The sequence below is a fragment of the Faucicola osloensis genome, assembly GCF_020041925.1.
GTDB classification, from domain to species: domain Bacteria; phylum Pseudomonadota; class Gammaproteobacteria; order Pseudomonadales; family Moraxellaceae; genus Faucicola; species Faucicola osloensis_D.
In genome coordinates this window covers 2,479,542-2,503,420 of record NZ_CP083409.1, presented here as the reverse complement: position 1 = coordinate 2,503,420, position 23,879 = coordinate 2,479,542, and the positions used below count along the sequence as shown (strand labels likewise).

The 23,879-nt window shown below is 45.5% G+C and carries 18 protein-coding genes; 7 read left to right on the top strand and 11 right to left on the bottom strand.

The window, feature by feature from the left end:
- Positions 1 to 5: 5 nt before the first annotated feature.
- Positions 6 to 755: an SDR family NAD(P)-dependent oxidoreductase gene (locus tag LAJ61_RS11135; RefSeq protein WP_224053982.1), complete on the bottom strand. Its 750-nt coding sequence runs from the start codon at positions 753 to 755 to the stop codon at positions 6 to 8.
- Positions 756 to 978: 223 nt separating this feature from the next.
- On the opposite strand from LAJ61_RS11135, the gene LAJ61_RS11170 reads away from it, so the two are divergent.
- The 5 genes from LAJ61_RS11170 (at position 979) to thiE (ending at position 4,277) form a co-directional block, all read left to right on the top strand.
- Positions 979 to 1,578: a TetR/AcrR family transcriptional regulator gene (locus LAJ61_RS11170; protein ID WP_310586014.1), complete on the top strand. Its 600-nt coding sequence runs from the start codon at positions 979 to 981 to the stop codon at positions 1,576 to 1,578.
- 72 nt (positions 1,579 to 1,650) lie between these two features.
- On the top strand, positions 1,651 to 1,953 hold the full coding sequence (locus LAJ61_RS11125) for a polyhydroxyalkanoic acid system family protein (RefSeq protein WP_007115308.1): 303 nt from the start codon (positions 1,651 to 1,653) through the stop codon (positions 1,951 to 1,953).
- Between the two features lie 249 nt (positions 1,954 to 2,202).
- Positions 2,203 to 3,135, top strand: coding sequence for a lantibiotic ABC transporter permease (locus LAJ61_RS11120; RefSeq protein WP_224053981.1), 933 nt, complete (start codon positions 2,203 to 2,205; stop codon positions 3,133 to 3,135).
- A gap of 31 nt (positions 3,136 to 3,166) precedes the next feature.
- On the top strand, positions 3,167 to 3,628 hold the full coding sequence (locus LAJ61_RS11115; RefSeq protein WP_224053980.1) for a GNAT family N-acetyltransferase: 462 nt from the start codon (positions 3,167 to 3,169) through the stop codon (positions 3,626 to 3,628).
- Positions 3,618 to 4,277: a thiamine phosphate synthase gene (gene thiE / locus LAJ61_RS11110; RefSeq protein ID WP_224053979.1), complete on the top strand. Its 660-nt coding sequence runs from the start codon at positions 3,618 to 3,620 to the stop codon at positions 4,275 to 4,277. The genes LAJ61_RS11115 and thiE overlap by 11 nt, the downstream gene beginning before the upstream one ends.
- A 12-nt stretch (positions 4,278 to 4,289) precedes the next feature.
- Here the strand turns inward: thiE and LAJ61_RS11105 are convergent, their stop codons facing one another.
- The 10 genes from LAJ61_RS11105 to LAJ61_RS11060 all read right to left on the bottom strand — a co-directional run bounded on the left by LAJ61_RS11105 (position 4,290) and on the right by LAJ61_RS11060 (position 21,516).
- On the bottom strand, positions 4,290 to 5,660 hold the full coding sequence (locus tag LAJ61_RS11105; RefSeq protein ID WP_228744260.1) for an FAD-binding oxidoreductase: 1,371 nt from the start codon (positions 5,658 to 5,660) through the stop codon (positions 4,290 to 4,292).
- Between the two features lie 56 nt (positions 5,661 to 5,716).
- Positions 5,717 to 6,613, bottom strand: a complete 897-nt coding sequence (locus LAJ61_RS11100; RefSeq protein WP_224053977.1) for a pseudouridine synthase — start codon at positions 6,611 to 6,613, stop codon at positions 5,717 to 5,719.
- 57 nt (positions 6,614 to 6,670) lie between these two features.
- A complete protein-coding gene (locus LAJ61_RS11095; protein WP_224053976.1) occupies positions 6,671 to 8,245 on the bottom strand; it encodes a hypothetical protein in 1,575 nt (524 codons plus the stop codon).
- A 25-nt stretch (positions 8,246 to 8,270) separates the two neighbouring features.
- A complete protein-coding gene (locus LAJ61_RS11090) occupies positions 8,271 to 11,291 on the bottom strand; it encodes a penicillin-binding transpeptidase domain-containing protein (protein WP_224053975.1) in 3,021 nt (1,006 codons plus the stop codon).
- A gap of 75 nt (positions 11,292 to 11,366) precedes the next feature.
- Entirely contained in the window at positions 11,367 to 13,592 is a 2,226-nt protein-coding gene (locus LAJ61_RS11085; protein WP_224053974.1) for an FtsW/RodA/SpoVE family cell cycle protein, read from the bottom strand.
- A gap of 49 nt (positions 13,593 to 13,641) precedes the next feature.
- Entirely contained in the window at positions 13,642 to 14,532 is an 891-nt protein-coding gene (locus tag LAJ61_RS11080) for an RDD family protein (RefSeq protein WP_224053973.1), read from the bottom strand.
- Between the two features lie 41 nt (positions 14,533 to 14,573).
- Positions 14,574 to 17,096 carry a hypothetical protein gene (locus tag LAJ61_RS11075; RefSeq protein WP_224053972.1) on the bottom strand — a complete coding sequence of 841 codons (2,523 nt, stop codon included), beginning with the start codon at positions 17,094 to 17,096 and terminating at the stop codon, positions 14,574 to 14,576.
- Positions 17,097 to 17,099: 3 nt separating this feature from the next.
- A complete protein-coding gene (locus LAJ61_RS11070) occupies positions 17,100 to 19,205 on the bottom strand; it encodes a PP2C family serine/threonine-protein phosphatase (protein WP_224053971.1) in 2,106 nt (701 codons plus the stop codon).
- A gap of 61 nt (positions 19,206 to 19,266) precedes the next feature.
- On the bottom strand, positions 19,267 to 20,049 hold the full coding sequence (locus LAJ61_RS11065; RefSeq protein ID WP_224053970.1) for a vWA domain-containing protein: 783 nt from the start codon (positions 20,047 to 20,049) through the stop codon (positions 19,267 to 19,269).
- Between the two features lie 270 nt (positions 20,050 to 20,319).
- Positions 20,320 to 21,516, bottom strand: coding sequence for an amino acid aminotransferase (locus tag LAJ61_RS11060; protein ID WP_160001820.1), 1,197 nt, complete (start codon positions 21,514 to 21,516; stop codon positions 20,320 to 20,322).
- Between the two features lie 348 nt (positions 21,517 to 21,864).
- Here LAJ61_RS11060 and LAJ61_RS11055 point away from each other — a divergent pair, with 348 nt between their 5' ends.
- Both LAJ61_RS11055 and LAJ61_RS11050 read left to right on the top strand, forming a co-directional pair.
- Positions 21,865 to 22,419, top strand: a complete 555-nt coding sequence (locus tag LAJ61_RS11055; RefSeq protein ID WP_224053969.1) for a hypothetical protein — start codon at positions 21,865 to 21,867, stop codon at positions 22,417 to 22,419.
- A 177-nt stretch (positions 22,420 to 22,596) separates the two neighbouring features.
- Positions 22,597 to 23,853, top strand: a complete 1,257-nt coding sequence (locus LAJ61_RS11050) for a putative DNA modification/repair radical SAM protein (RefSeq protein ID WP_224053968.1) — start codon at positions 22,597 to 22,599, stop codon at positions 23,851 to 23,853.
- The last annotated feature ends 26 nt before the right edge of the window (positions 23,854 to 23,879 follow it).

Here is a 23,879-nt window from a genome sequence, read left to right as displayed (position 1 = left end):
AATGATTAAGTCGTATGAGAAAGTTTTGAACCCACAAAATGCCATACTGCATCAGGTAACTGCGCCAACAGCTTTAAGGGCTGTACCAATGTCTGCGGGAATTCAATGACATTATCATCATTGGCAATGCCTTGTTGAATGGCTTGGCTGGCTTGCTGTACGGTTTGCAAAAAAGGCATTGGAAAGTCGTTCTGCAGCGTCATCGGTGTTTTGACAAAGCCCGGTACTACCAAAGCCACTTTCACCCCATAAGGTTGCAGACTCATTTGCAAGGTTTTGCTCAGATAATGGATTGCCGCTTTTGAGCTACCATATCCCTCTGCACGCACAAAGGGCACCAAAGCTGAAGCAGAGCCAACGGTGACAATTTTACCTTTAGTTGCCTTGAGGGCGGGTAGTAGCGCTTCAATGGCATGCACCAACGAGCCGTAATTTGCATTGATCACCCTCATGATAGACCGCGAATCAAAGTTTGGCATGTCGATGTATTCGCAAATACCCGCCGCCGCAATGAATAAATCTAGCGTTTTAATGTCGCTAAAAGCTTGCATCACGGCATCATACTCGGTTAAGTCAAGCTGAATCGTTTTTGCACCCATCGTTGCCAATGTGTGCAAAACATTGCTGTTTCGACCCACCGTATACACCTCATGACCTTGGCTTAGGTAGTCCATCGCCAACTGTAAACCGATGCCTGAGGTTGCACCTGTAATGACGATGGATAAAGGCTTTGAGGAATTGGGGGTTGGCATCATAGCGACTCAATATAACAACTCAATACAAAATTTTGAAAACGACTTAGCGCATACTATAAAAGAGTAGCCGATGGTTGGCAATAGTTTTTATACTATTTAGTATAAAAATATAATTATTGGTATATAATCAAATAATAAGTATCATAAAAACATTTGTAGTATAATATTAGCTAATTTTTAACCTCATAAATATTAGAAACCTGAAAAACATTAGAAACTTGTGATGAAAAAGTTAACGTTTAAACAGCGAATGATGCTAGAGCGTGAGTCGCTGATTATTGAAACAGTCAACCATTTGTTAGCCACCAAAGGCTATGACGCGATGACCGTCGATGAGATTGCTGATACGGTGGGCATTGCCAAGGCGTCATTGTATCGGCATTTTCCCAGTAAAGAAGCGTTAGGCATGGCGGCGCTGGTTGATATCATGCATAAAGCGCTTGAGGTCATCAATCAGCTAAACGCGACCGAACAAACCGCCATCGATAAGCTAAAAGCGCTGACACAGTGGGCAATGCGACTAAAACTGGCGCAAAAAATGCCGAATCTGCCGAGTGAGAACTCCCAGCTGCGCGAGCTGCTAATTGCCAATGATGATTACACTAACAACTTGGTCATGTTGTCAGATAGCATCGGTGAATGGATTGAGCAAGCGCAAGCAGAGGGCAAGTTGCAAAGCAACATACCAGGACTGGCAATTTTATACACCTTATATGCCAGAGCTTGTGACCCTGTACTGGGGTTTTTACGCTCATCGCAGCTGTATGACGATGATGAGATTATCGCTATCGTGACCCGCACGTGTTTTGAAGGGCTAACCTAGATTAAGCGAACGCAGACCACTAAAAATGAATAGCTAAAAACCCAAGACAGCGTAGAAAAAAAGTAGAAAAGTATGAGTAATTTTGTGATTCATCGTGAGCATGGCATTAGTAAAGCGCAAGCCTTTGAGATAACCGAAGACTGGATTGTCTCAGCAGAAAAAGACTATAAAATGCATTGCGATGTAGTGCGCAGTGATGAGCAAATACGCGTCAACTTTTCTCGTGCCGGTGTGACAGGTACGTTAACAGTGGATGATAAAGTATTTGATATGCAAGCAAAGCTTGGGTTTTTATTCAAGAGTTTTTTGCCGCTGATAGAAAAGACAGTGAATCAAAATCTTGATAACGCATTGCAAGCGGTAAAAGACCGTTAGCAGACATGGTGAGGTTTGAGTGTCAGTTAGAGTTTAGTTTGAATTATTTTATTTAACATAATATACATTATGCGAAATAAAAGCTATCGGCGTCAAAAATGGTATATATGGCACAGTGATTAATTTAATGCTGAAATGATAATTAGCAGCAAAACCATTTGCATTTATCAATCAATAATGAGTAGTATGCTAACTCAATTATTTATTTATCGTTTGTTTGTTTATCATTAAAATCGCCAAGGATTTATCATGATTGGATTTATTGCCCGTCACAGTACGATTTTTATGCCATTGTTTGGTGTGATTGGATTTATATTTCCTCACGTGTCGCATTTTGTCCTTGGGCTTCTGCCGCAGATTTTATTTTTCTTGATGTTTTTTACTTTGTTGGGCATTGACCAAACCCAGCTGATTAGACGTATGACGACCCAATATGTTTGGGGATTTGCCATGTTCCAAAGTGCGCTGATAAGCTTGGCGATGACCTTGATTGCTTATTTACTGGGTGTCCGTGGTGATTTGTTGTTGGCCATCGCGGGTCTGTCAGCCACCGCACCGCTATTTGGTACGGGCGCTATTGTGAATGCAGTTGGTTTTGATGCACTGCTAGCCATGGCAAAAACTATCACAGCCACGTTGGTGATGCCTGTTAGCTTACTGGTGATATTGTGGTTACTTGGCAGCAAGGATGCCCATTTAGACTTTGTACTGTATATTAAGCGGTTATTAATTTACATTATCGCTCCCATGATTTTGGCGGTCGCGGCACGCCAATATATTCCCCGTGATACGCTCGATATTTATTATCCAAAAATTGCTAAGTTTAACATTATTCTACTGATGATGTTTCCGCTTGGATTGATGTCGGGCTTTAGACATACCTTTGATACCAATCCCATGCAGGCGTTAAGCTTGTTTGGTTTGGGCACCGTTTTGTCGTTAGTATTTTACTTTTCTGCCTATTTTTTATACCGCCGCTTTGGCTATGAAAACGCCATTATCTCTGCGTTGGCGTGCGGTGGCCGCAATGTGTTATTAGCGTATACCATCACCACGCCATTTATGGGTGCGATGTTTTTACCGCTGATTGGGGCGTATCAGTTGCCTTCATTTTGCTTGCCGTTATTGGGTAAAAAAATGGTCAAATGGCATGCTATCGACAGCCAAGCCAGCCTAAAATAATACTGATGTTCAATCTGTTTGATTTATTCGTATGCTAACGTTTCAACTCAATTCGCTGCCACAGTTATCATCACAAGCCTTGTATGCCATTTTTAAGGCGCGCTGTGAGGTTTTTGTTGTAGAGCAACACTGCGCCTATCTAGAAATTGACGACACAGATTTGGTGTGTTGGCATTTACAGGGTTTTATTGATAATAGTCTGGCGTGTTATGCGCGGATTATCCCAGCTGATTATCATTATTTGGGTTATGTCGCGATTGGTCGCGTGTTAACGGTTGGCGATTTTCGCGGTCACCATTATGGGCGTGATTTGATGCAAAAAGCCATTGAAATTTGCCAGCAATACTACCCTAGCCAGCCGATTTTTATCGCCGCTCAAACTTATCTAATCCACTTTTATCAAGCGCTCGGCTTTTGTATACAAGGTGACTGTTACCTTGAGGACGGCATTGAGCATGTCAATATGACATTGGAAGGCAAACATGATGCTTAACCGTGCTGATTATCAGCTGTATTTGGTCACAGATCGCAATTGCTTGCAACAGCAGACGCTTGAACAAGCCGTTGAACAAGCGATATTGGGCGGCGTGACATTGGTGCAGCTTCGAGAAAAAGCGATTGCTAGCAAAGAGTTCTATGAGCGCGCACTGCGTATCAAAGCGATTTGCCACCACTATAACGTGCCATTACTGATTAATGACCGTGTCGATATCGCCCTAGCCGTTGAAGCAGATGGGGTGCATATCGGTCAAAGTGACTTACCGTGTGGCGTGGTTCGGCAAATTTTAGGCAAAGATAAAATCATTGGTGTTTCCGCGCGCACCGCCCAGCAAGCCATCCAAGCGCAAGCAGACGGCGCAGATTATTTGGGCGTTGGCGCGATGTTTGCCACATCCACCAAACAAGATGCCCAAACAGTTACCATAGCGAGCTTAACGCAAATACGACAAGCGGTAACGCTTCCGATTGTCGCCATTGGTGGTATCAATCACACCACCCTGCCCGCCTTACAACAAGCGCTGCAAGCTGCCGACACGTCCACTAGTGGTGTGATTGACGGCGTGGCGGTCGTTTCTGCAATTTTGGGGCAAAAAGATGTCAAACTTGCCAGTGAACAGCTCAAAAATATGATTAAATTATAATGAAATCAATAATTAATACCAAATTTTATCAGGATTCATGATATTGTTTGGGTCAATGGCGTTTTTAATCGCTTTCATAAAATAAATCGCATTGCCATGTTCTTTATCCATATATTTACGTTTACCCTGCCCAATCCCATGCTCACCTGTACAAGTTCCATCCATGTCAATCGCTCGCTCGGCTAGGCGATGTAAAATGCCTTCAGCGGTTTTCACTTCATTTTCTTCTTTCATATTGATGAGCAGCAACACATGAAAATTGCCATCGCCCACATGACCGACAATCGGGGCAAGCATGCCTGTGCTTTCGATGTCTTTGACCGTTTCGGTGACGCATTCAGCAAGGCGCGAGATTGGCACGCACGCATCGGTCGATAAACTGCCACATTCTGGGCGTAACGCTCGACTGGCGTGATAGGCATTGTGGCGAGCCGTCCAAAGTTGTTTACGCTTATCTTCGGCAGTATCCCACGCAAAGTCTTGCCCTTGATACTCAGCAATGATACTTGCAAACAATTCGGCTTGTTCTTTTACGCCATTTTCTGTGCCATGAAATTCGACAAATAAGGTTGGCATTTCTTTTAAGGTTAATTGGGAATACGCATTACATGCCTTGATCTGCACCGCATCGAGTAGCTCAATGCGAGCCACTGGCAAGCCGTATTGAATGGTTGTCATCACTGTTTGACACGCCAAGTCAATGCTTGGGAAATGGCAAATCCCAGAGCCTGTGCATTCTGGCACGCCAAACAGTTTCACCGTAATCTCGGTCACAATACCAAGCGTGCCTTCCGAGCCGATAATCAGCCGTGTCAAATCATAGCCTGCCGATGATTTTTTGGCTCGTGTTCCTGTGTGGATGATTTCACCGTTTGGCATGACGACTTCAAGCGACAGCACGACATCTTTCATCGTACCGTAACGCACCGCATTCGTGCCAGACGCCCGAGTGGCGACCATACCGCCAAGCGTGGCATTTGCCCCAGGGTCAATGGGAAAAAATAGCCCAGTCATCCGCAAATGATGATTGAGCTGTTCACGAGTCACGCCAGCCTGTACGGTGGCGGTCAAATCCGCTTCATTGACCTGCAAAATCTCGGTCATCGCAGACATATCAATGCACAATCCGCCATGAGGGGCATTAAGCTGACCTTCTACCGATGAACCAACACCAAAGGCAATCACAGGCATTTTATACTCGTTGCAAATTTTGACGGCATCGGCGACGTCGTGTTTGTTTTGAGCGGTCAAAACAGCATCGGCAGGCTCATTGGGTAGCCAGCTCATAGTATGGGCGTGCTGTTCACGAGTGGTTAAATTGGTCGATAATTGATTGCCAAAACGTGCTTGTAGCACATTAATCGCCTGTGAAAAATCATTCATTTGCATAACTTACCTTACCTTACTTAGTTTTATCTCTAGTCCGTTTGTTTTTTGGATTAATTTAGACTCAAATTACTATTAAAATCCCTTAATTCGTTAGTCAATGGGTCAATAAACGCAATGGATTTTGCCAGCAATTTTAACGATTTTTCAAAATCGGTTGTACCTTGAGTCTTGACAGTGGGATAAAAATTGTCATTTAACAGCGGCATACCTAAACTTGCCATATGCACCCGCAACTGGTGTTTTTTGCCCGTCACCGGGGTTAATCGGTATAAACTAAACGCCCCGTTATTTTCAATCAATTCAATCATAGTGTGCGCATTGGGCTCACCTTGGGCGGTCTTGGTCAAAAAAAACGGCTCGCCACGCTCAAGTCTGGAACGGATGTGAAAAGGATAACTTAAATCGCTGCGAGTCGGTGCTATGGCGTGGTAAGTTTTGTGTACGTGTCTATCGGCAAACAGCGCATGATAGCAAGCGCGGCTACTTGGATTAACCGATAGTAACATCACGCCTGCCGTGTCCTTATCCAACCGATGCAAGGGTGAAATATCATTCACAGCTAACTGCTGTAAGTCTGGATGATTTCTTAATTTGGCTAGTAGGGTTTGGCTGACATAGTGACCTGACGGTGTAACGGGTAAAAAATGCGGTTTATCGACCACCAGTAAATGTTCATCCAAATGAAGAATATTGGGCTCAAATGGAATGATAGGCTCATTTTCAACCTGCCTATAGTACAAGATGGTTTGCCCTGCCAAATAGGGCGAATCTTGTTTAAGTGGCTCACCACGCTCAAGGCTAATTAAACCGCTGTCAAATCGTCGTTGCCAGTTTGCCAAACTAATATGGGAAAAATGCGCTGCCAAATAATCGATAAGCCGCCCACCCATAAACGACTTATCATGGGGTAAATATAACTTACTGGGTTTTATGCCGCGCTGTATCATATTAAATCTATCATCTTAAAAAATCACTTTATCGATGTCGTTTTACTTTAAGCCCATTTAATGGGTTAACAACAACTGCACAGTTATCGCATGATTCGCATGATTAATGCTTAGCACATCATTGGGCAGCAAAACATCATGTTGTTTGATGGGTTGACCGTTTCGGGTAATGCTGATGTTGGAATCAATCTCATCAATCAGCAGCTGTCCTTGAGATTCGACAATCGCAAAATACACGCCACTGGCAGGCTTTAGGTCATTGGCGGCAAATAGACGTAAGGCATGCGCGATTTGTGCCTCGCGACTGGCAAACACAATCGGAAACTCGCGTACTTTTTGTTGGCGCTCCCCTAGCCCATCCACAGATTTTATGGTCAAAACAATCTGCTGTAGATTTTGGTTCAACTGCGACAGTTTGCTTTGCGCTTGGCGTGGCGCAGTACTAGCAGTACTAAAATCGGGCGGGCTTGCTAGGATATGATGATTTGAGTTTGGCTGTTCCTGAGTTTGTGCCTGAGTCATGAATTTAACACCCAGTTTAATCTCATTGCTAAACACTTCACCTTTTTGCAAACGTGCCATATCAGTTGGCGTGGCTTGCACTTTGGCTTTTAGCCCAAATTGCGCTTCGTCGGACAAAGTTACCCCAATTGTGGCAAGCTTGGGTTTTAATACTTCATAACCGTAAGATACCAAATCAATGGCATCATGCGGGGTATGGGTGGATTCGTGGGCATGATTAAAACTGCTAAATAACTGTTCCACCATCGCGGTTGTCAGTCCATCATTGGATTTTAATGTGATTTGAGTAATGACTGGGGATTTATCCACTAATTGTTTCGCCGCTGCCATAATCGCATCGGTCAATAAATCTTGATACGGCTTGGCAGATTTTTGGATGTTTGGCAATACAGTGACCATCGGCTTGGGCGAGGCTGTTGGCGTTTGAATTGGCGGTTGCACCCTCGTAGGTTGTGGCTTATGTGGTGTAGGCTCGGTATTCACCAGCGGCGACTGCATCGGCGCAACTGCGGGCACTGGATTGGGGGTTGTAGGCGGTATTGTTGGTTGCACAGGAATTTGATAAGCTTGAGCAGGCTGTGGTTGTGGCGAAACAGGTATCGGGGCTAAAGGCGCTGGTTGCCCGATAGGCTCAGGCAAGGTGATTGGGGCGCGTTCAGGGTAGTGTCCTGTAGCAGATTTTTCTTCAGCAAATCGTGGAATCAGTCGCCCTAACACACTTTTATATAGACTGGGATATAGACTGGGTTTTTCGTCTTCGTCATCTAGGGTATAGCCGTCAAGCCGTTGAATCAGCAAAATAACCGAATTATCTGCTTCGCTGGCTGTGTCGTCGTCATCCGCTGTTTGGGCGGCATGGGTTTTAATCGGCAATATATGAATATCAGGCATGGTGTATTTGAGCGATTGGGTAAAGTGTCGGTAGCTTTCTGCCAGTTTCTTATTGGCAGTGATATCAAAACTCGTCGGCACGGAGAGCTGAACGCTCACCCGTTGTAAGTCATCAATGGCGGTGGTGTATAGGCTAAAGAAATTTTCCATTTCATCAAACACATCGCTTGGGTGTTTGTCGTCAATGATAAAACGGTGGTTGGTAGTGATGTAAGCCATAATTTACTCTTAATGGTTAAATTTTTTATTGATGTTGTGTTTTTTTAACAGCTTGCGTAGCATCAGTTACTGGACTAGCCACTGAATCAGCCCGTGGGTTGGCGCTGGTAGGACGGCTAATCGCTGAGCTTTGATACATCTGTTTGGCTAAAACCATGCCTGCCTGTACCGCTCGGTTAATGCCATCGCGAGGGTCATCGACCAAGCCATTTTTAGTCCAGTTACGTTCAACCAATACCGCTACCGCTTTATCCCATTTGCCATTTTTATCTTTTAGCCCATACACAAACCATTTATACGGACGAGCATAACACGCCACCGATGGCTGAGTTTTGCCTGCACGAATGTCCATATTATTACACAGATTTGCCACCATACTGACGGTGACATTGGGGGTATAAAAGCTGCGACCGTTTTGTGTGGTTGGATAGTTAAAGCCGGGCGTGCCTGTTTTGCCCACCATCACGCCCTGTGTCCAAGCACAGCTACCAATCGCTTGGTTACAGGCAGCAAAAGCTGTGCCGTTGCCGCCGCCCAACCCTGTGCCCGCTAGCAGCGTACCTGATAATAAATTAAGCGCACCACGGGCGTCAGATTGGTTAATGCCCAGCGGCATGGCGCCGAGTTGGCTGGTAGCTGTGATCAATGTCTGTTGACTTTGGGCCTCGCCTCGCCAGGCTTTAGGACGCAGCGGAATTTGATTGACGCCCCACAAATCCTCAATCAAATGCACGCCGCGACGTTGGGTCGCGCCATTATCGGCAATCAGCAGATTGGCAAACATATCCGACACACCCAGTACCGAGGTTTTGGCATTACCTGCGCCAAACACTTGGTTCATGCTGGCATTAAGCATATCGCCCCCTTGACGACACGCCCCATTCATACGTCCGCCATTGGCTTTAACACAGCTTGCCACTTGGCTTTCGGTAAATTGCAATTGTTTGGTGGTGTAATCTTGCTTGCCATCGGTGAGCAGTACACCTGAAAAATAGCGGCTTTGTAGCATCGGGTCGCTATTGTAGGCTTTACCAAACAGTAAATCTTTAAATCCGCAATTCACTCCCCCTTTATCGGCACAATTCACACTCCAGCCCATGTCATCACTGGCTTTTTTAAAGGCGGGCATACCTGGGCAAACGCCTTGTCGGTCACGTTGCAATGACATCGCACTGGTTGTGCGTTGACAATATAAAAAATTCGCCACTTTTTCGGTAGAAGAGCTTGCTATCACTTGTTTGAGATAGCGGGCTTCAGGGGTTTGCATATTTTTAAACCGTGGATTGGCGCGTACCAGTGCCAATGCTTGTACGGTTTTAACGGTCGAACCTGGGTACACGGTTTGGTATAACGCATGGTTCATGAGATTTTGCTTGCTCCAGTCTTTTTTCCACAGTATTGGGCAACCTGTGGGCTTAATCGTGGTATCGCCATTATCGGCACGGTAGCAGTTGGAATCAGCGCTAGCAAGGGCAAGCACGCCTTGGGTTTTGACGTCAATCACCGCGATACCGATACTGCGTACCAAGGCATTCTCATACATGCCATTGGCGACATTTTGCAACGCAGGCGATAGCACGCTATTACAGTCCGCGCCATTGGGGTTATTGGTGACACAATCCGCTACTTGTTGGGCGGTGGTCTGTACGGCGGGATCCAGGGTCAACGCCATGTTGTAGCCGATTTTGATATCTGAGCCATCGACATTGATACTATTGATTGGCGGCGCCGTGAGTTTTTGCCACCAGCTGCGTTGATCATTTTTTTGTTGGTAGCTTTGATAAGCGTCCAATAACTGACGGTCAAAATGGCTGGCGTGAATGTTGGACAATTCGCTATACATCAACCCTAGATTGGTCGGTAAAGCAACCTCGGTTTTGCTAGTGGAGGCAATCCGTTTTTTCGGGTCTTGCGTGGGTTTGTCTTGGAGGGTTTGCAGCACGCCATTGGCTTGGTTTTGAATATCGTTTTTGGCTTTATTAAAAGCATTGTTGGGGTCAGATGCTGGTGCATTGGGCAAAGTCGCCGCCCCTGTCAATGGTTTAACCGTCAACGATTTGACCGACATCGGAATCAATCTAGGGTTATTACAAAGCTGGGTTAATGGGTCAACGTCACCTGTGTCAGTCATGGTATTGCCACGACTATCGACGTACAGGTAGCCTGTTTGATTGTCCGCCGTTTTGGCGGTTTTGATGTACACACAGCCCGGCAGCCCATACCAAGGGTTGGTTTGGGTGAGCCAATTGGTTGGCATATGGGCGACATTGGGGTCGTTTTGATTGCGGCGATTGGGCTGTTGTTCTCGCCATTGTAGCTGCAACAATCGCTCAGGGCTGGCAAGCGTTTTTAGCGCAAAGGCTAACGCGTCTTCGTTGATGTGTTGCTCACAGGCTTGTTGCCAAAGGCTGGCAGTTTGCAGTTGGTATTGGTTGGCTAGACGTTTTTGCTGATACAAGCTGAGCAGACTTTGATTGACTCGGTTGATACTGTCGGTAAAACGGGCTTGGTTTTTGGGCTGAGTTAAATCGCACGTTTTGGCAGGCGTGGCGTTGACCGAACTTGATAGATTAGCGTTTGCACTTTGGGTATTAGTATTTTGGCTGTTGGCTTGGTTGATTACATCCGCCATACCCAGATTATCGACAACAAGTGACACGGCGTTTTCATTTGCCTCTGCATTGTACGTGGTATTTGAGGCGGTTAAGGGCGAGAGATACCACGCCAGCCAACCGATAAGACCGACAACAAACACCACCAAAATCACTTGTAAGTTGGTCAAAATGGTTTTGTAAAGCGCTTGAGAAACCCGAAAACTGGCAACTTTACCGTCGTTTTTGATTTTTTTGTTAGTATTTTTTGTTTCACTTGCTTGCGTATTGTCGGAGGCATTGGCAGGCGTGGTGATTTGTTCAACATCTACTGAATCAGCGACATTTTCGTCCTGTGACAGCGTGTCAGAACCTGTGTTGTTGACAGTTTCTAACTTGCCACTGTTCATAGTTTCTTGACTGCTTTCGTCTTTCGGGGTTTGATTTTCGGTCATTTTGAACCTTTAATTTTTGCAAGCCTTACTAAAATTTGACGTTTCTACGATTGGATAAGTTATTGAGCATACGGTTTATGGTTTATTGCCGTCCAACATCAACTTTGGCTGAAACAGCGCCAAACTGAGCATAATACTATTGAGCCATAAATTACTGGTGCCATAACTTAAAAACGGCAACGTCACCCCCGTCAGCGGTAAAATTCCTAAATTCCCCGAAATGGTGACAAGTGCCTGAAACACCGTAATCACCACCCACAGCAAAATCACCCACGCCAGCAAAAAATAACCGCCCGACAACAGCCGTGATTTCATCTGCTCACTGGCGAACGCCATCTGCTGACGTGCCATCAACGCAAGCCACGCAAAATACACCATCATCAGCACCACACTTGCCCCGATACCCACCACTGCCATCACCGAGGTAATCGTATAGTCACTTTGCATCTGTAGCGGCACGCCCTGACAGCCCGACAAATGATACCCACACCACGGAATATCGCCAAACCCATAGCCAATCATTGGCACACTATCGCGAAACCAATGCAAAATCGCCATCTGATCGTTGCTCGCCACAAACGGATTGACCCACGCATTGACCCGCTCGGCAGTACGCGCATCAAACCCGCTTAAATTCACCAATACCATCATCAGCAAAAGCAAAATCGCGGTACTCGACAACACGCCCAAAATATAACCCCGCCCGCCCATTTGGAAAATTTTGTTAGATAGCGCCACGCCTACCAAAAAGGTAAACAAAAACAAAAATACCAGCATGGTGCCTTTTTCATTGGCAATACCCAGCGCGATAAACGGCAAAACCACGGCAAAAGCAAGCAGCAGCGTCATTTTTTTGGAGCGAAAGAACAGATGATTAATCAAGCCGCGTTGGTTAATGGCCAAAAACACGCCCAAAAACACCATCAGCCAAATTTTTGACAATTCAGCGACTTTCGCACTGTCACTGTGAATCAACACTGCCAAGCCCAAATAACCCACCGCAAAGGCAAGCAGCCACACACGCGCTTTAGTCATTGCCGATTTAACATTGCCCCAACTGCTGTGTAGTAAGTTATTGGCAATGAGGGTTTTAAGCCCCCAACTAACCAAACTGCTAATCGGGCGAGCCAGGCTAATAAACACAAAACACCAAAACAAATCTTTGAAATGATTGAGAAAAATATAACGCAGTGACAAATAACTACGGGTGCTTAAATCAAATAAAATCATCAAGCCAAAGGTGGCAAAGCCTACAAACAACGGATAAATCCACGCGGATGACAGCATGGCACGGTTATCAGGGAATTTTTCCATCAACCGACGCATGGGTGAAAAAATCGTTAACACACTCAGTAGCACACCAACGCAAAACAGCACGCCCCCCACCATCATCGGCAATATCACTGTATGGCTAACACCCGCAATGACCAATCCCCACACGGTGATGGCTATCGGTAATACTTCCAGCCAATGCTTACGCCGCGACAGCCATAGCAAGCCCCACGTCACCCATGACCAAATACACACCTGAGTGAGCATCCCCAAATGGGTGGGCGTGCCAATTAACGGCAGTAAATTGCTCGCTTGCAGGGCTTTTTGTTGGTTATTATTGGCGTCATAGATACTGGCAACATCATTTGCTGATTGATTTAACAGTTTGGCAATACTAGGCTGATTGCTAAACAGACGATTGTAGGCAAAACGTCGATTGCCATCGGCAACTGCAAGCAATGATACCGCAAAATTGGCTTGGTCGGCGGGGGATAATTTATCGGTTTTCAGCGCCATTAGGTTGTTTAAACTATCGAGTTGCCCACTAGCGTTAAGGTGTAGCCAGTCTTGGCGATTGCTGAGTTTATCGCCACCCAAATTCACTTCGGTTTCATTTTCAACCAGCTCGGTTTGGCGTTGCTGTTTGCCTTGGGCTTGCCATGCGGCCGCTAAAGCTTGTTGGGTTTTGGCAAAATGTTGCTTTGCCTCACTCATTAATTGTGTGGGCTGACTGGCTTGAGCACAGGCTTGAGTCATGCCATAATTGGGGTCATTACGGTTGTCATACAGATTAGTAATGACGTTGTCGCCACAATATTTGCTGAGCAGTTGCGGTTTGGCGATGCCTTCAGTATAGCTCATCAATTCGAGTTGATAACGCTGCAGTTTGGGCGAATGGGCGTAATCTGCTAGTAAAAATGCGCCAATTAACAGGAGCCATACCACCGCTAAAATCATGATTTCGCTCAACGTTTGCGCTTTGGCGTTGGGTTTTTTGCTGGCTTTTGTACGACTCACTATGTTTAGCATGGGGTTTTCCAAATTGATTAACTTTTTTATTGTTATCCCTGTTTAAAAATTAATTGGGGTCATATAACACCACCGTGCGTGCGATTAAATCATGCAGCGTTTGTTTACGGGCGGTAAACCACATTAAAAAGCTAAATGGCAGCAAAATCAGTTTGAGCGTTTCTCGAATCAGCGCATGGAAAAAATTAACCCGTTGACCCTGCATACCAAACACCCACATACCCATAATCACCTTGCCCACCGTTGCTTGTCGCCCCAAACAGGTCAATAACGTCATATAAAACAAATAAAATCCATACGCTATCAAGGCAAGCGTTTGATCGGTAAACCCACGAATGCCAAGCTGCGGTAAAAGCTGCGGTAACAGTAATTGATAAGCCAATCCCAATAATAAACTCACTAACGCTAAATCAAACAGATACGCCAATGCGCGGCGCACAAAACCTGCATACAGCATGGTATGAGCCGGCTTACGAGTCTGCAGCGCGGTCGAAGGCAGCTGATTGCTAGTGGGCGTTGGGTATTGGCTAGGTTGTTGGGGTTGCACTGCGGGTGGATTTGACGCCTGAGCAATACCAGGCTGTTCATAATTAGGATGTTCATAGTTAGGGTTAGGCTGTGCATAGATTGGTTGAGCAGGTTGCTGCATAGGTTGACTAGCCTGAATAGGCGGCATATCGGTCGGTTGATAATTGCCTGCAGATGGATTTGGCGTATAACTTTGCCAAGTAGAATGTTCTGGCTGGGTCAGCTGAGAGGTCTGAGGCGCGGTATAGGCACCGTCATGGGCATTATAGCCACTTGACTGTACAAACGAATTTGCTTGCTGCGGCTGAGTATGATTATCAGATTGTTGCGCAAACTGACGATTGCCACAATTTGGGCACATAACCGCAGTTTTTGGTAATTTTTGACCACATTGTTGGCAGACAATAATCATAGATGTTTACTACCCTATTTTCATATTTTCAATTTGATAAACTAATTTGACGATCCAACCACCCAGTTGTATGGCGGCAAGCACTCAGCGGGCACAGGATTGGCGCCGCTACTGTTTTGCTGGTCGATAATGGCTAATACTTTCTCGGCGATGGGTACCAGTTCTGGATAGGTTTGCGGATAATTTAACATGTTTTGGCAACGTTTTTGTTGATCGTCCGTGGTATAAAACTGTGCCAATAACGACCCCACTGCGCCTTTGTCATCACCCGCTTGCAGTGCCATTGCCGCTGCCAATTCAATCATATAAGTGTTGGGATATTTGCTGCTATCACGCGGCGTTTGTAGCGCATAAAGCAAAAAAGATTTGCTATAAGGATAGTTATTTTTAAATAAATAATAAGCGAAATTGGCGACATATTCGCCTTGGTTAGGATTATATTTCACTGCTTGTGCTTGAAGATAAACGGCGGCTTTTGGGTCTTTTTTGCGCCAGTAATAGCTTTTTGCCGCTTCATTGAGTTGTTTGGCGAGCGTTTTATTCATGGGCTGCTGTTTAAAATAGCCCATATCCGCGTTGCGAAAGGCTTCAAGCGAGTATTGCTTTGTCGCATTGATATCTTGGCTGTAACCAAGCTCTTGCAGCTGTTTGAGCGATGGTTCGGCAAACTCACCCACCTTGACTACGTTATCAAAAAAATCAGGGCTAATACCGAGCGTGTCTTGATACAGCTTGGCTACGCTAGTTTGCGACGAGGAAGAAAAAAAGCCATTTTGCGCTTTAAGCGCTTGCGTCATAGTGGCTTTTGCTGTTGGCAGCGATTTGATGATGGTAGTGTAACTATTTTGGCTTTTTGGTTTTTTTTGTGGATTGTCATCGGTACTTGCCGCTTTGGTATTATCGGACTGATTGGTAGTGGCTGATTGTGATGTTGTGGGTGTTGAAGCGGATTTTAACCTTGATACGCCATAGCCACCGATTGCCACTAGGGCAGCAATCATCGCTATCAACCACCCTTTATAGGGCTTTTTGACAGATACTTCACCGGTGGCAGTGGTATGCGGTGGCGTAGTGGCTGTCGCCTCTGTAGTATCAGTGTGATGCGCAGGTTCCGTTATCGCATCTGCCATTGTATCTGGCATCGCCATTGAATGAGTCGCCGGTGTTTGGCTAGCGTCGTCGACTGCATTCACTGCATTCACTGCATTGACTACATTTGCATTGATTACATTGATGGGTTGGCTCGGTATGCCCGTGTGACTGTTAGCCTGAGTATTGAGCGATTGTTCAAGCCGACGATTATTTGCCAATGTTTCATCATCCATCAAACCGCTCAAAGCCGCGCTTGGCTGCTGACTTGGGTGATTTGCGGCAGTGGACGCTACAGAAGCATGGGTGGGCGTGGTCTGCCAGACGCTGGTTGTCGCTACAGCGCTGATTGCGGGTACGGGCGTGGTTAACGGGTTATTGGGTACAGTTAGAAACAGACAGCGATGACAGGGTTTACCGACAAAATGAATGTGGCTGGCATCATTGGGATAATTTTCACACACTTTAAACTGGCGGTGTTGAACCAATCCGCGTAGATGGTTTTCCCACTCGGCGGCGCTTGGGCGATCAGTTGGATGGGTGGATAAAAACGCTTTATCGAACATTGCACGGGTTTGGTCATCCCAACACATATGAATGCTATTTTTTAGCGGTGCAATCTCTGGCTGTGGCTGTGGCTGCAAGCCGTAAGCATATAGCCGCTCTTTGATAAATTGGTCGGTGTTGCGATGGGCGGCATTTTTTAATCGGTCTGACACAGGGATAAAATAAAATGGATGAATACCATTGTTTAAAATTTTAAACAGCTCAATCGCCAGTACAAAACGGTCGTGTTTTTCATCCAATAAACCAATATCTTTGTGTTCATGATACTCAGGACTGGTCATTTCAGGGGATATAACAGGACTTGGATAAACACTGCCATCACTGGCAGTAATACGATAGCTATCACAGTCGATAAACCCAACGATAAAGCCTTTATAATCATCATCCATGCCCGTGTTTGGCTCTGGCATTAGGCGCATATTGGCTTCTTTAAAATCAATAAAGGCATGCCCATGACTATGTAAGTCCGCCATCAAGGCGCTAATATTGGCACACAGCTGCACGCGATAATTGAGACTCTGCTGATACGCAGTCAGTTTTGCCGCCTCTCGTGGGTACATAAAAGGATTGAGCGATAACGACCTATCAAAATCCAGCTCTGGCATGGCGTAGCCAATGAGCTCATCATGCTCGCCGACAATCAGATGTCTAACCCAAGCAAACTGGGTATACCCTACCCCATTAATCACTTCATAAATATGCTCAGGCGGGCGCGCCATCATGGCTTGTAGTTTGGCAAGGCTAGGGTTTTTGGGATCAGTGGGATTTTTAAAGATTTTTGCCACCAAATTGCCCGTGCCTAACAGATTACCAAGACGGTAGACAATGCCCATACCGCCAGAGCCGATCTCATGAGAGATAGGCAAATCAATGGTGATACGCTGATTGTTTGCAATTAAATACGGCATGGACTATCTCTTCAGATTGGCAGATGAGGTGGGTAAAGCGGCTAACTCAGTGCTAGCAATGGCACTCATATGATTTACTGGCTCAGTAATACCCAAATAGTATAGCTGTATTTGCTGATTGCCGCTAGAATCGCTGACCATGCTAGCAGGCAAACCCGTAACCGATGAGGCGATAGCTGCGGTATTGGTGGTAGAGCCGGTTAAAATTTCTGATAACCCTTTGTCAAGCGTCAGACTATCCAAGATTTCCGTCTTTTTACTTAACCCAGCTATTTGGCTCGTCATCGATTTGATAGGCAAGCTAATTTGGCAGTTGTAGTAATGCATGGTGGGCTGGATGGTGACCCCTAAATTTGTCAAATCATGGGTATCGGTAACTGGCAAACAGCTTGCTTTAGCCGCAAGTTTGATAGCATGATTGTTAAATTGTGAGTCGGTCAAAGTAGCCTCGGTCTCGGTATGTTGGTTTTGCAAAGCGGTACTCGCTGCGCCACTGGCAATTCTGGCAACCGTTGCAGCCGTTGGGTTTTTATTAGCGACCACCGTGGTAACGGTGGCGGATAATAATGGCTGATTAACCCTATTTTTGTTTTGGTTTTTATTGTCGTTTTTAGTTTTAGCGCTGCTTGTTGGTTTGGATTTTTGCTCGATGGCATCGATAGACCCACCTTGCGGGCTGGCTATTATTACCTTTAAGATGGGATCATCGCTCGGATTGCCAATTTCGGTAACCGTTGCGACTTTGCTCAAGTCAATGGCATAGGAATCACCCAGTGCGTGCGCGGTCAGTGGGGGCGTTATAGCCGAGGTGGGCGTTGTGCTCGCCACCGATGCCGCAGTATTGGCATTGCTGACAGTTTGTGTGGGCAGCAATCGATCTTTATTTATCCAGCCCAATATACCTGTGCCAATGAGCATCGCGGCGCCAGCCATCATAGCAGTATTACGCCGCTGTCTGGTTGAGTCACTGACGGACTGCGAAGGGGGCAACACCTGTGACGCTGTGGCAGCTGGCGTTGCAGGAGCAGTCTGTACAACACTGTCAGAGTGCGGATTTGGGGTAAGCGCTATGTTATTGATGTTATTGGAGGTTATGTCATTAAAGACTACGCCATCAGGCGTGCTAGTGGCGCGGGTATTTTTATGATTGGCAGCATCGGCATGCCAAACCGTGGGGTTGTTTGGTGCAGTCGCTATAGTGTCATTCTCTAGGGTTTCATTTTGTACCTCAACCATCGGTTCAAGGCTTTGATAATGCGGTTGATTTTTTAATAACACCACCAAGGATTTATCATCGCCGGTTAATCGATAGGTCGCAGGGTTGCCAAGCGCCTGTTCAATAATCGCGCTGCCCTGCTGTGAGCTTTGACTTTGGGTTAAATTAAATAGCAAGTTGCCAAAAAAAGGGCGGTAAATTTTGGGCGTAATACTTGCGCCTTCAAATACCAAGTCCGCACAGCCATCCGACATCAGTGCAAGGCAATCCACTTGCGATAAATCGATTGCCTCAACCCTTAAAAAGGATTGCCAATTGTCTTGGGTGATAAAATGCGTCTCATTGACGTATTCATTCTTGCTATCATCCCCGTATACTTGCAAGTTGGTGAAATAATCAATGTGAGGACGGCGGACAACAAATTGGCTGGTGATGAGAGGACTATCGCCGATTTGCACCAATACGGCTTGATGATTAGAATGGATGAGTAGCCCAGTAAAGGTAGTGTGATAGTCTCTTAGGCTCGATTCAGCGGGCAGCTGTGACTGCAGGTCGAGGCGTATTTGTAATAATTGCTCGATAATTTGCTGTTTAAGTTGTCCTAAATCAAACGCAGTGCCGCTGATACTGACACTGCGACTAACATTGAGACTGAGCAGCATTTTTCCAATCGATTGACTAAAAAACGCTGCACCCGCTTGGCTAAATTTTGCTGAGCCCGCCCCATCACATACCACAGCGACCATACCGTGTTCAGTTTTTTGCAAATAGATACTGTCTTGATTGGGCAGGTTGCTATCGATATGGGATTTACCAATACTGGATGCGCCATACACTTGCCAAGATGATTGGACTGATGATTGCGCTAACAAATCCGTGGTTTGGTTCATCATTATCCCCAATTTTTTTAGGTGTTTTTATTATCATGAGCATTGAAGGTGATTGTCTTTACCATCAACTTTGAATGGTCGCCCACGGTGAGATACTCCCTAATTGCACGGTTTCCCCAGGCGCAGATTGTGACACGGTCTTAAGACTCGCGGACAACCACACAAAAAATTCGACAAATTTAACGGAGTTGAGATGCACGGGCGGGGTTAAAATCGACAGTTGCTTGAGCATCTTAACTTCTTGCACGCCCGCATCAATGGCAATCGGATAAATAATACATTGATTATTTTGCTCGGCTTGGTGACATTGATTGATAGCCGCCTGCCACACATCTTGGCTGTCAGTGGGCAGACCATCCGTCATGGCAATAACCCATGGACGGGTATAATTGATACCGTTGTCGCGTAGATTGATACGCTCTTGCTCAATCAAATTGAGCGCAAGCAACATACCTTGCCCAAGCGGCGTCATGCCATTTTCACGAAATGTAATGGGGAAAAAATCAATTGCATCCGTCCAGTCCATCATCAGCTCTGCGGTATCATTGACCCCGCCCACAATGACAATGGCTAAACGCACACGGTTGCGGGCTGTTTCATCTTTCATCAAATCATGATAAAACGCCTCAATCCCTTCATTAAGCATATCGATACGGCGTTTCTCGCCATTGCCTGAGCGTATCGCCATTGAGCCTGACAAATCCAGCACCAAAACGCACAGGGTACGCTGGGCAACGTTATTGCCGTAATCGATTTCTCGAAACTGGGGGGTGAGGGCTTGCGGGATGGATGGCGGCGTAGAATCAGTTGCGGTTTGAAAATTGGGTATGGGGTTGTGGGCGACCATAAAGATATCCTATTTTTATTAAAATTATTGTAATCGGTATCTCAGCAAAAGCCGATACGAAAAGCAAGGTTTTTTGTGGGGATTTAATTAACAACAGTCAAAAATATTTCTACAATCTTACCAAAACAGGCTTAAATACTCCCCCGCCCCGTTAATCATACGTCATACACCATCACTTATAAATTGTAAGTCATAAAAAACCCCTAACACGCGGTTAAGGGTTTTGATTATTTAAGCTATCTTAGTTTTTAACAGGCTTATTCAATAAGCTTAGTCTTTTAACACTTCTGCCATGGCATTGGCTACATAGTCGATATTGCTAGCGTTTAGACCGGCAACCGAGATACGCCCATTAGCGACCATATAAATACCAAAATCTTTGATAATGCGCGCTACTTGCTCAGGGGTGAGACCAGTATAGCTAAACATACCGTTTTGCTTGGTGATATATTCAAAACTGCGACCCGGTAATTTCGCTTCTAAACTGTCACGCAGTTTTTGGCGCATCTCTTTGATACGATCGCGCATCACATACACTTCTTGTACCCATTCATTGAATAACGCTTCGTCATTCATCACGATATCAACCACGTGGCCGCCGTGTGAAGGTGGGCTTGAGTAAATGCGGCGGATATTGAACTGCAATTGACCTTGTACCGCTTTTGCTTGTGCTTCGTCTTTACACACCACAGATAAACCGCCAACGCGCTCACCATACAGTGATAGATTTTTTGAGAATGAGTTACTGACAAAGAACAACAAGCCCATGTCCACTGCTTTGCGAATCGCATAGACATCTGCATCCATGTCTTCACCAAAGCCTTGATAGGCAATATCCATAAAGGCAAGCAAGTTTTTCGCTTTGACCACTTCAAGGACTTGGTCCCATTGCGCTTGGGTCAAGTCAACGCCCGTTGGGTTGTGACAACAAGGATGCAGCAACACCACATCATGGGCTTGCAAGGTGTTTAAAAAAGCAATGAGCTCATCAAATTTGATGCCGTTGGTCGCTGCATCATAGTAGGGATATTTGCCGACCGCAAAACCAGACCCTTCAAAAATACCGATATGGTTCGCCCACGTTGGGTCAGACACATAGCATTTGGCTTGGGGAAACCAAGCATGAATAAAATCAGCCCCGACTTTGAGCGCGCCTGAACCACCGATGGTCGCTGTGGTTGCCACACGTTTGTCTTTTAATACTTGTGCGTCTTTACCAAACAATAGGTTTTGGCAAGCGGCGCGATAACCTGGCAGACCGTCCATTGGCAGATAGGGACGTGGTTTTGGTGGATTAGCGATTTGTGCTTCAGCTTTTTGCACACAGTTAAGGACGGGTAATTTACCGTCATTATCAAAATATACACCCACACCCAAATTAACTTTGTCGGCACGTGGGTCTTGTTTATGCTTGTCCATCAACCCCAAAATCGGGTCACCCGCATACGGTTCTACATGTGAAAACATGAATAGCTCCTACATTTAATTGATAAGTTTGACTGCTAAAAAATTTACGCTAACGTGGCATTGCCCAAATATTCAATGTCAACGGATAAGGATAAACCTTGTAACCCAATAAAACAACCGTCACGCCTATTTTTTTGCTGGTCTAAGCGCTTTACCGGACAAAGTTTTAAGCCTATCAAAGTGTCCCATTTAATGAGTTAACCTACCCATGCAGTTACATTTTTTCACAGCAGTTATCGCATAAATTGCAAATTTTCTGTGTTATTTACATTTATAACTTATATTTCTATCAATAATATGCGCATAATAATTTCATCAATTCCGTGTATATTTTTGAGGAAACACAACATGATGATGACTGCTATAAAAAAATCCCAAATCGTTGCCGCGACAGTTGCGGTGATTGCCATGAGTGCCGTGGCAACACCGAGTCATGCACGTACCGTTAAAGCCGCCGCCAAAAAAACTACAACGGTAACCACGACACGCGTGGCGCCAAAAACCACAACGATTGTCAATCAACATATCGATGGCACTAGCGACACGGTGATGGTTCGCCCCAATGGATTTACCATCGTTGACGGTATGCCATTTTACCCGACACAAATTGTCACCACCCCGACTTATCGCACTGTCTCTACCTCTACGCCTGTCGTCACTACCACAGCCCCTGTGGTAACAGCAGCACCTAGTACAACTGTAGTGTCGACATCGAATGTCAATACCACCACCCCAGTGACAGTACAAACAGGCTCAGGCGCGACAGTAACCGTATCAAAACCTGCCACTGTTGTGTCTACTACTACGACAACCCCCGTATTGCTACCAGCATCAATGCCTGCGGTAGCGACAATGACCACCGTGCCTGTCACGACCGCACCGGCTATTATCGTGAATCCGTAATTCGTAGTCACTAATTAGTTAATCTACCAAAAGCAAGACGCCACATGTTGTCGTCTTGCTTTTTTTTAACCGTATTTTTAGCCGCTTATAAGGTAAAATACTCATCTTAAGTTTAATTTTGCAACCTATTTTTTATGTTTTTAGCCGCTGATATATGAGATATGCAAGGTTTACGCGATGAATTATGAAAGATTGCAAGACAAATTATCCATCTTAGCCGATGCTGCCAAATATGATGTTTCCTGTTCATCAAGTGGCAGTAAACGTGACAATCATAACAAAGGACTCGGCACGGCTAACTCGGGTATTTGTCATAGCTATACCGAAGATGGCCGCTGTGTTTCCCTTTTAAAAATATTGTTTACCAATCATTGTATCTACGACTGCGCCTATTGCACCTCAAGGCGCAGTCACGATACGCCGCGCGCAGCTTTTACTGTCGAAGAAGTGGTTAATTTGACCATGCAGTTTTATCAGCGCAACTATATTGAAGGCTTATTTTTAAGCTCAGGGATTTTCAAATCGCCCGACTATACCATGGAGCGATTGGTTCGTGTCGCCAAAACCTTGCGCCTTACGCACAAATTCAATGGCTATATTCATCTAAAAACCATTCCGGGTGCGTCTGCTGAGCTGATGCAGGAAGCAGGATTGTATGCTGATCGCTTAAGCGTCAATATGGAAATCCCCACCAAATCTGGCTTGGCATTGCTCGCCCCTGAAAAAAACCATGACGATATGAAAGCCCCAATGAAAGTGGTGCAAGAACAAATCGTGGTGTTTAAAGACAGTAAAAAACAACACAAACATACCCCAAAATTTACCCCAGCGGGTCAAAGTACCCAGCTGATTGTGGGCGCAGCGCAAGAGACCGACTTACAAATTATCCGTTTATCGAGCCATTTTTATCAAGAATATGACCTAAAACGGGTGTACTATTCAGGGTATGTGCCTATGCTCAGTGACAATCGCTTGCCCGCCATGGGTACCCCTGTGCCGATGGTGCGAGAAAATCGCTTGTACCAAGCGGATTGGTTAATGCGTTTTTATGGATTTGAAGCAGAAGAAATCCTACCCGATAACCATCCGTTTTTGGATTTGGACTGTGACCCCAAATTGGCTTGGGCGATTCGTAATAAGTCACATTTCCCCGTCAATATCCAAACCGCGCCCTACAAAATGATTGTGCGTATTCCTGGGATTGGCACACGAACCGCCAAAAAAATTGTTCAGGCACGAAAATTTTCGACTTTGACGCTCGATCATCTTAAGCAAATGGGCGCTGCCGTAAACCGTGCCAAATACTTTATCGCACTCAAAGGTCGCAATGAGCATTTAAGTCATTTAACCCAAGATAATTTTCGCGATTATGTACTGGCGCAGACCCAAACCAAATTCAAAGCCGAGCGGCATGGCCAATTGGCGTTGTTTTAGCATTATTATTTTAAACTTAATTTTTT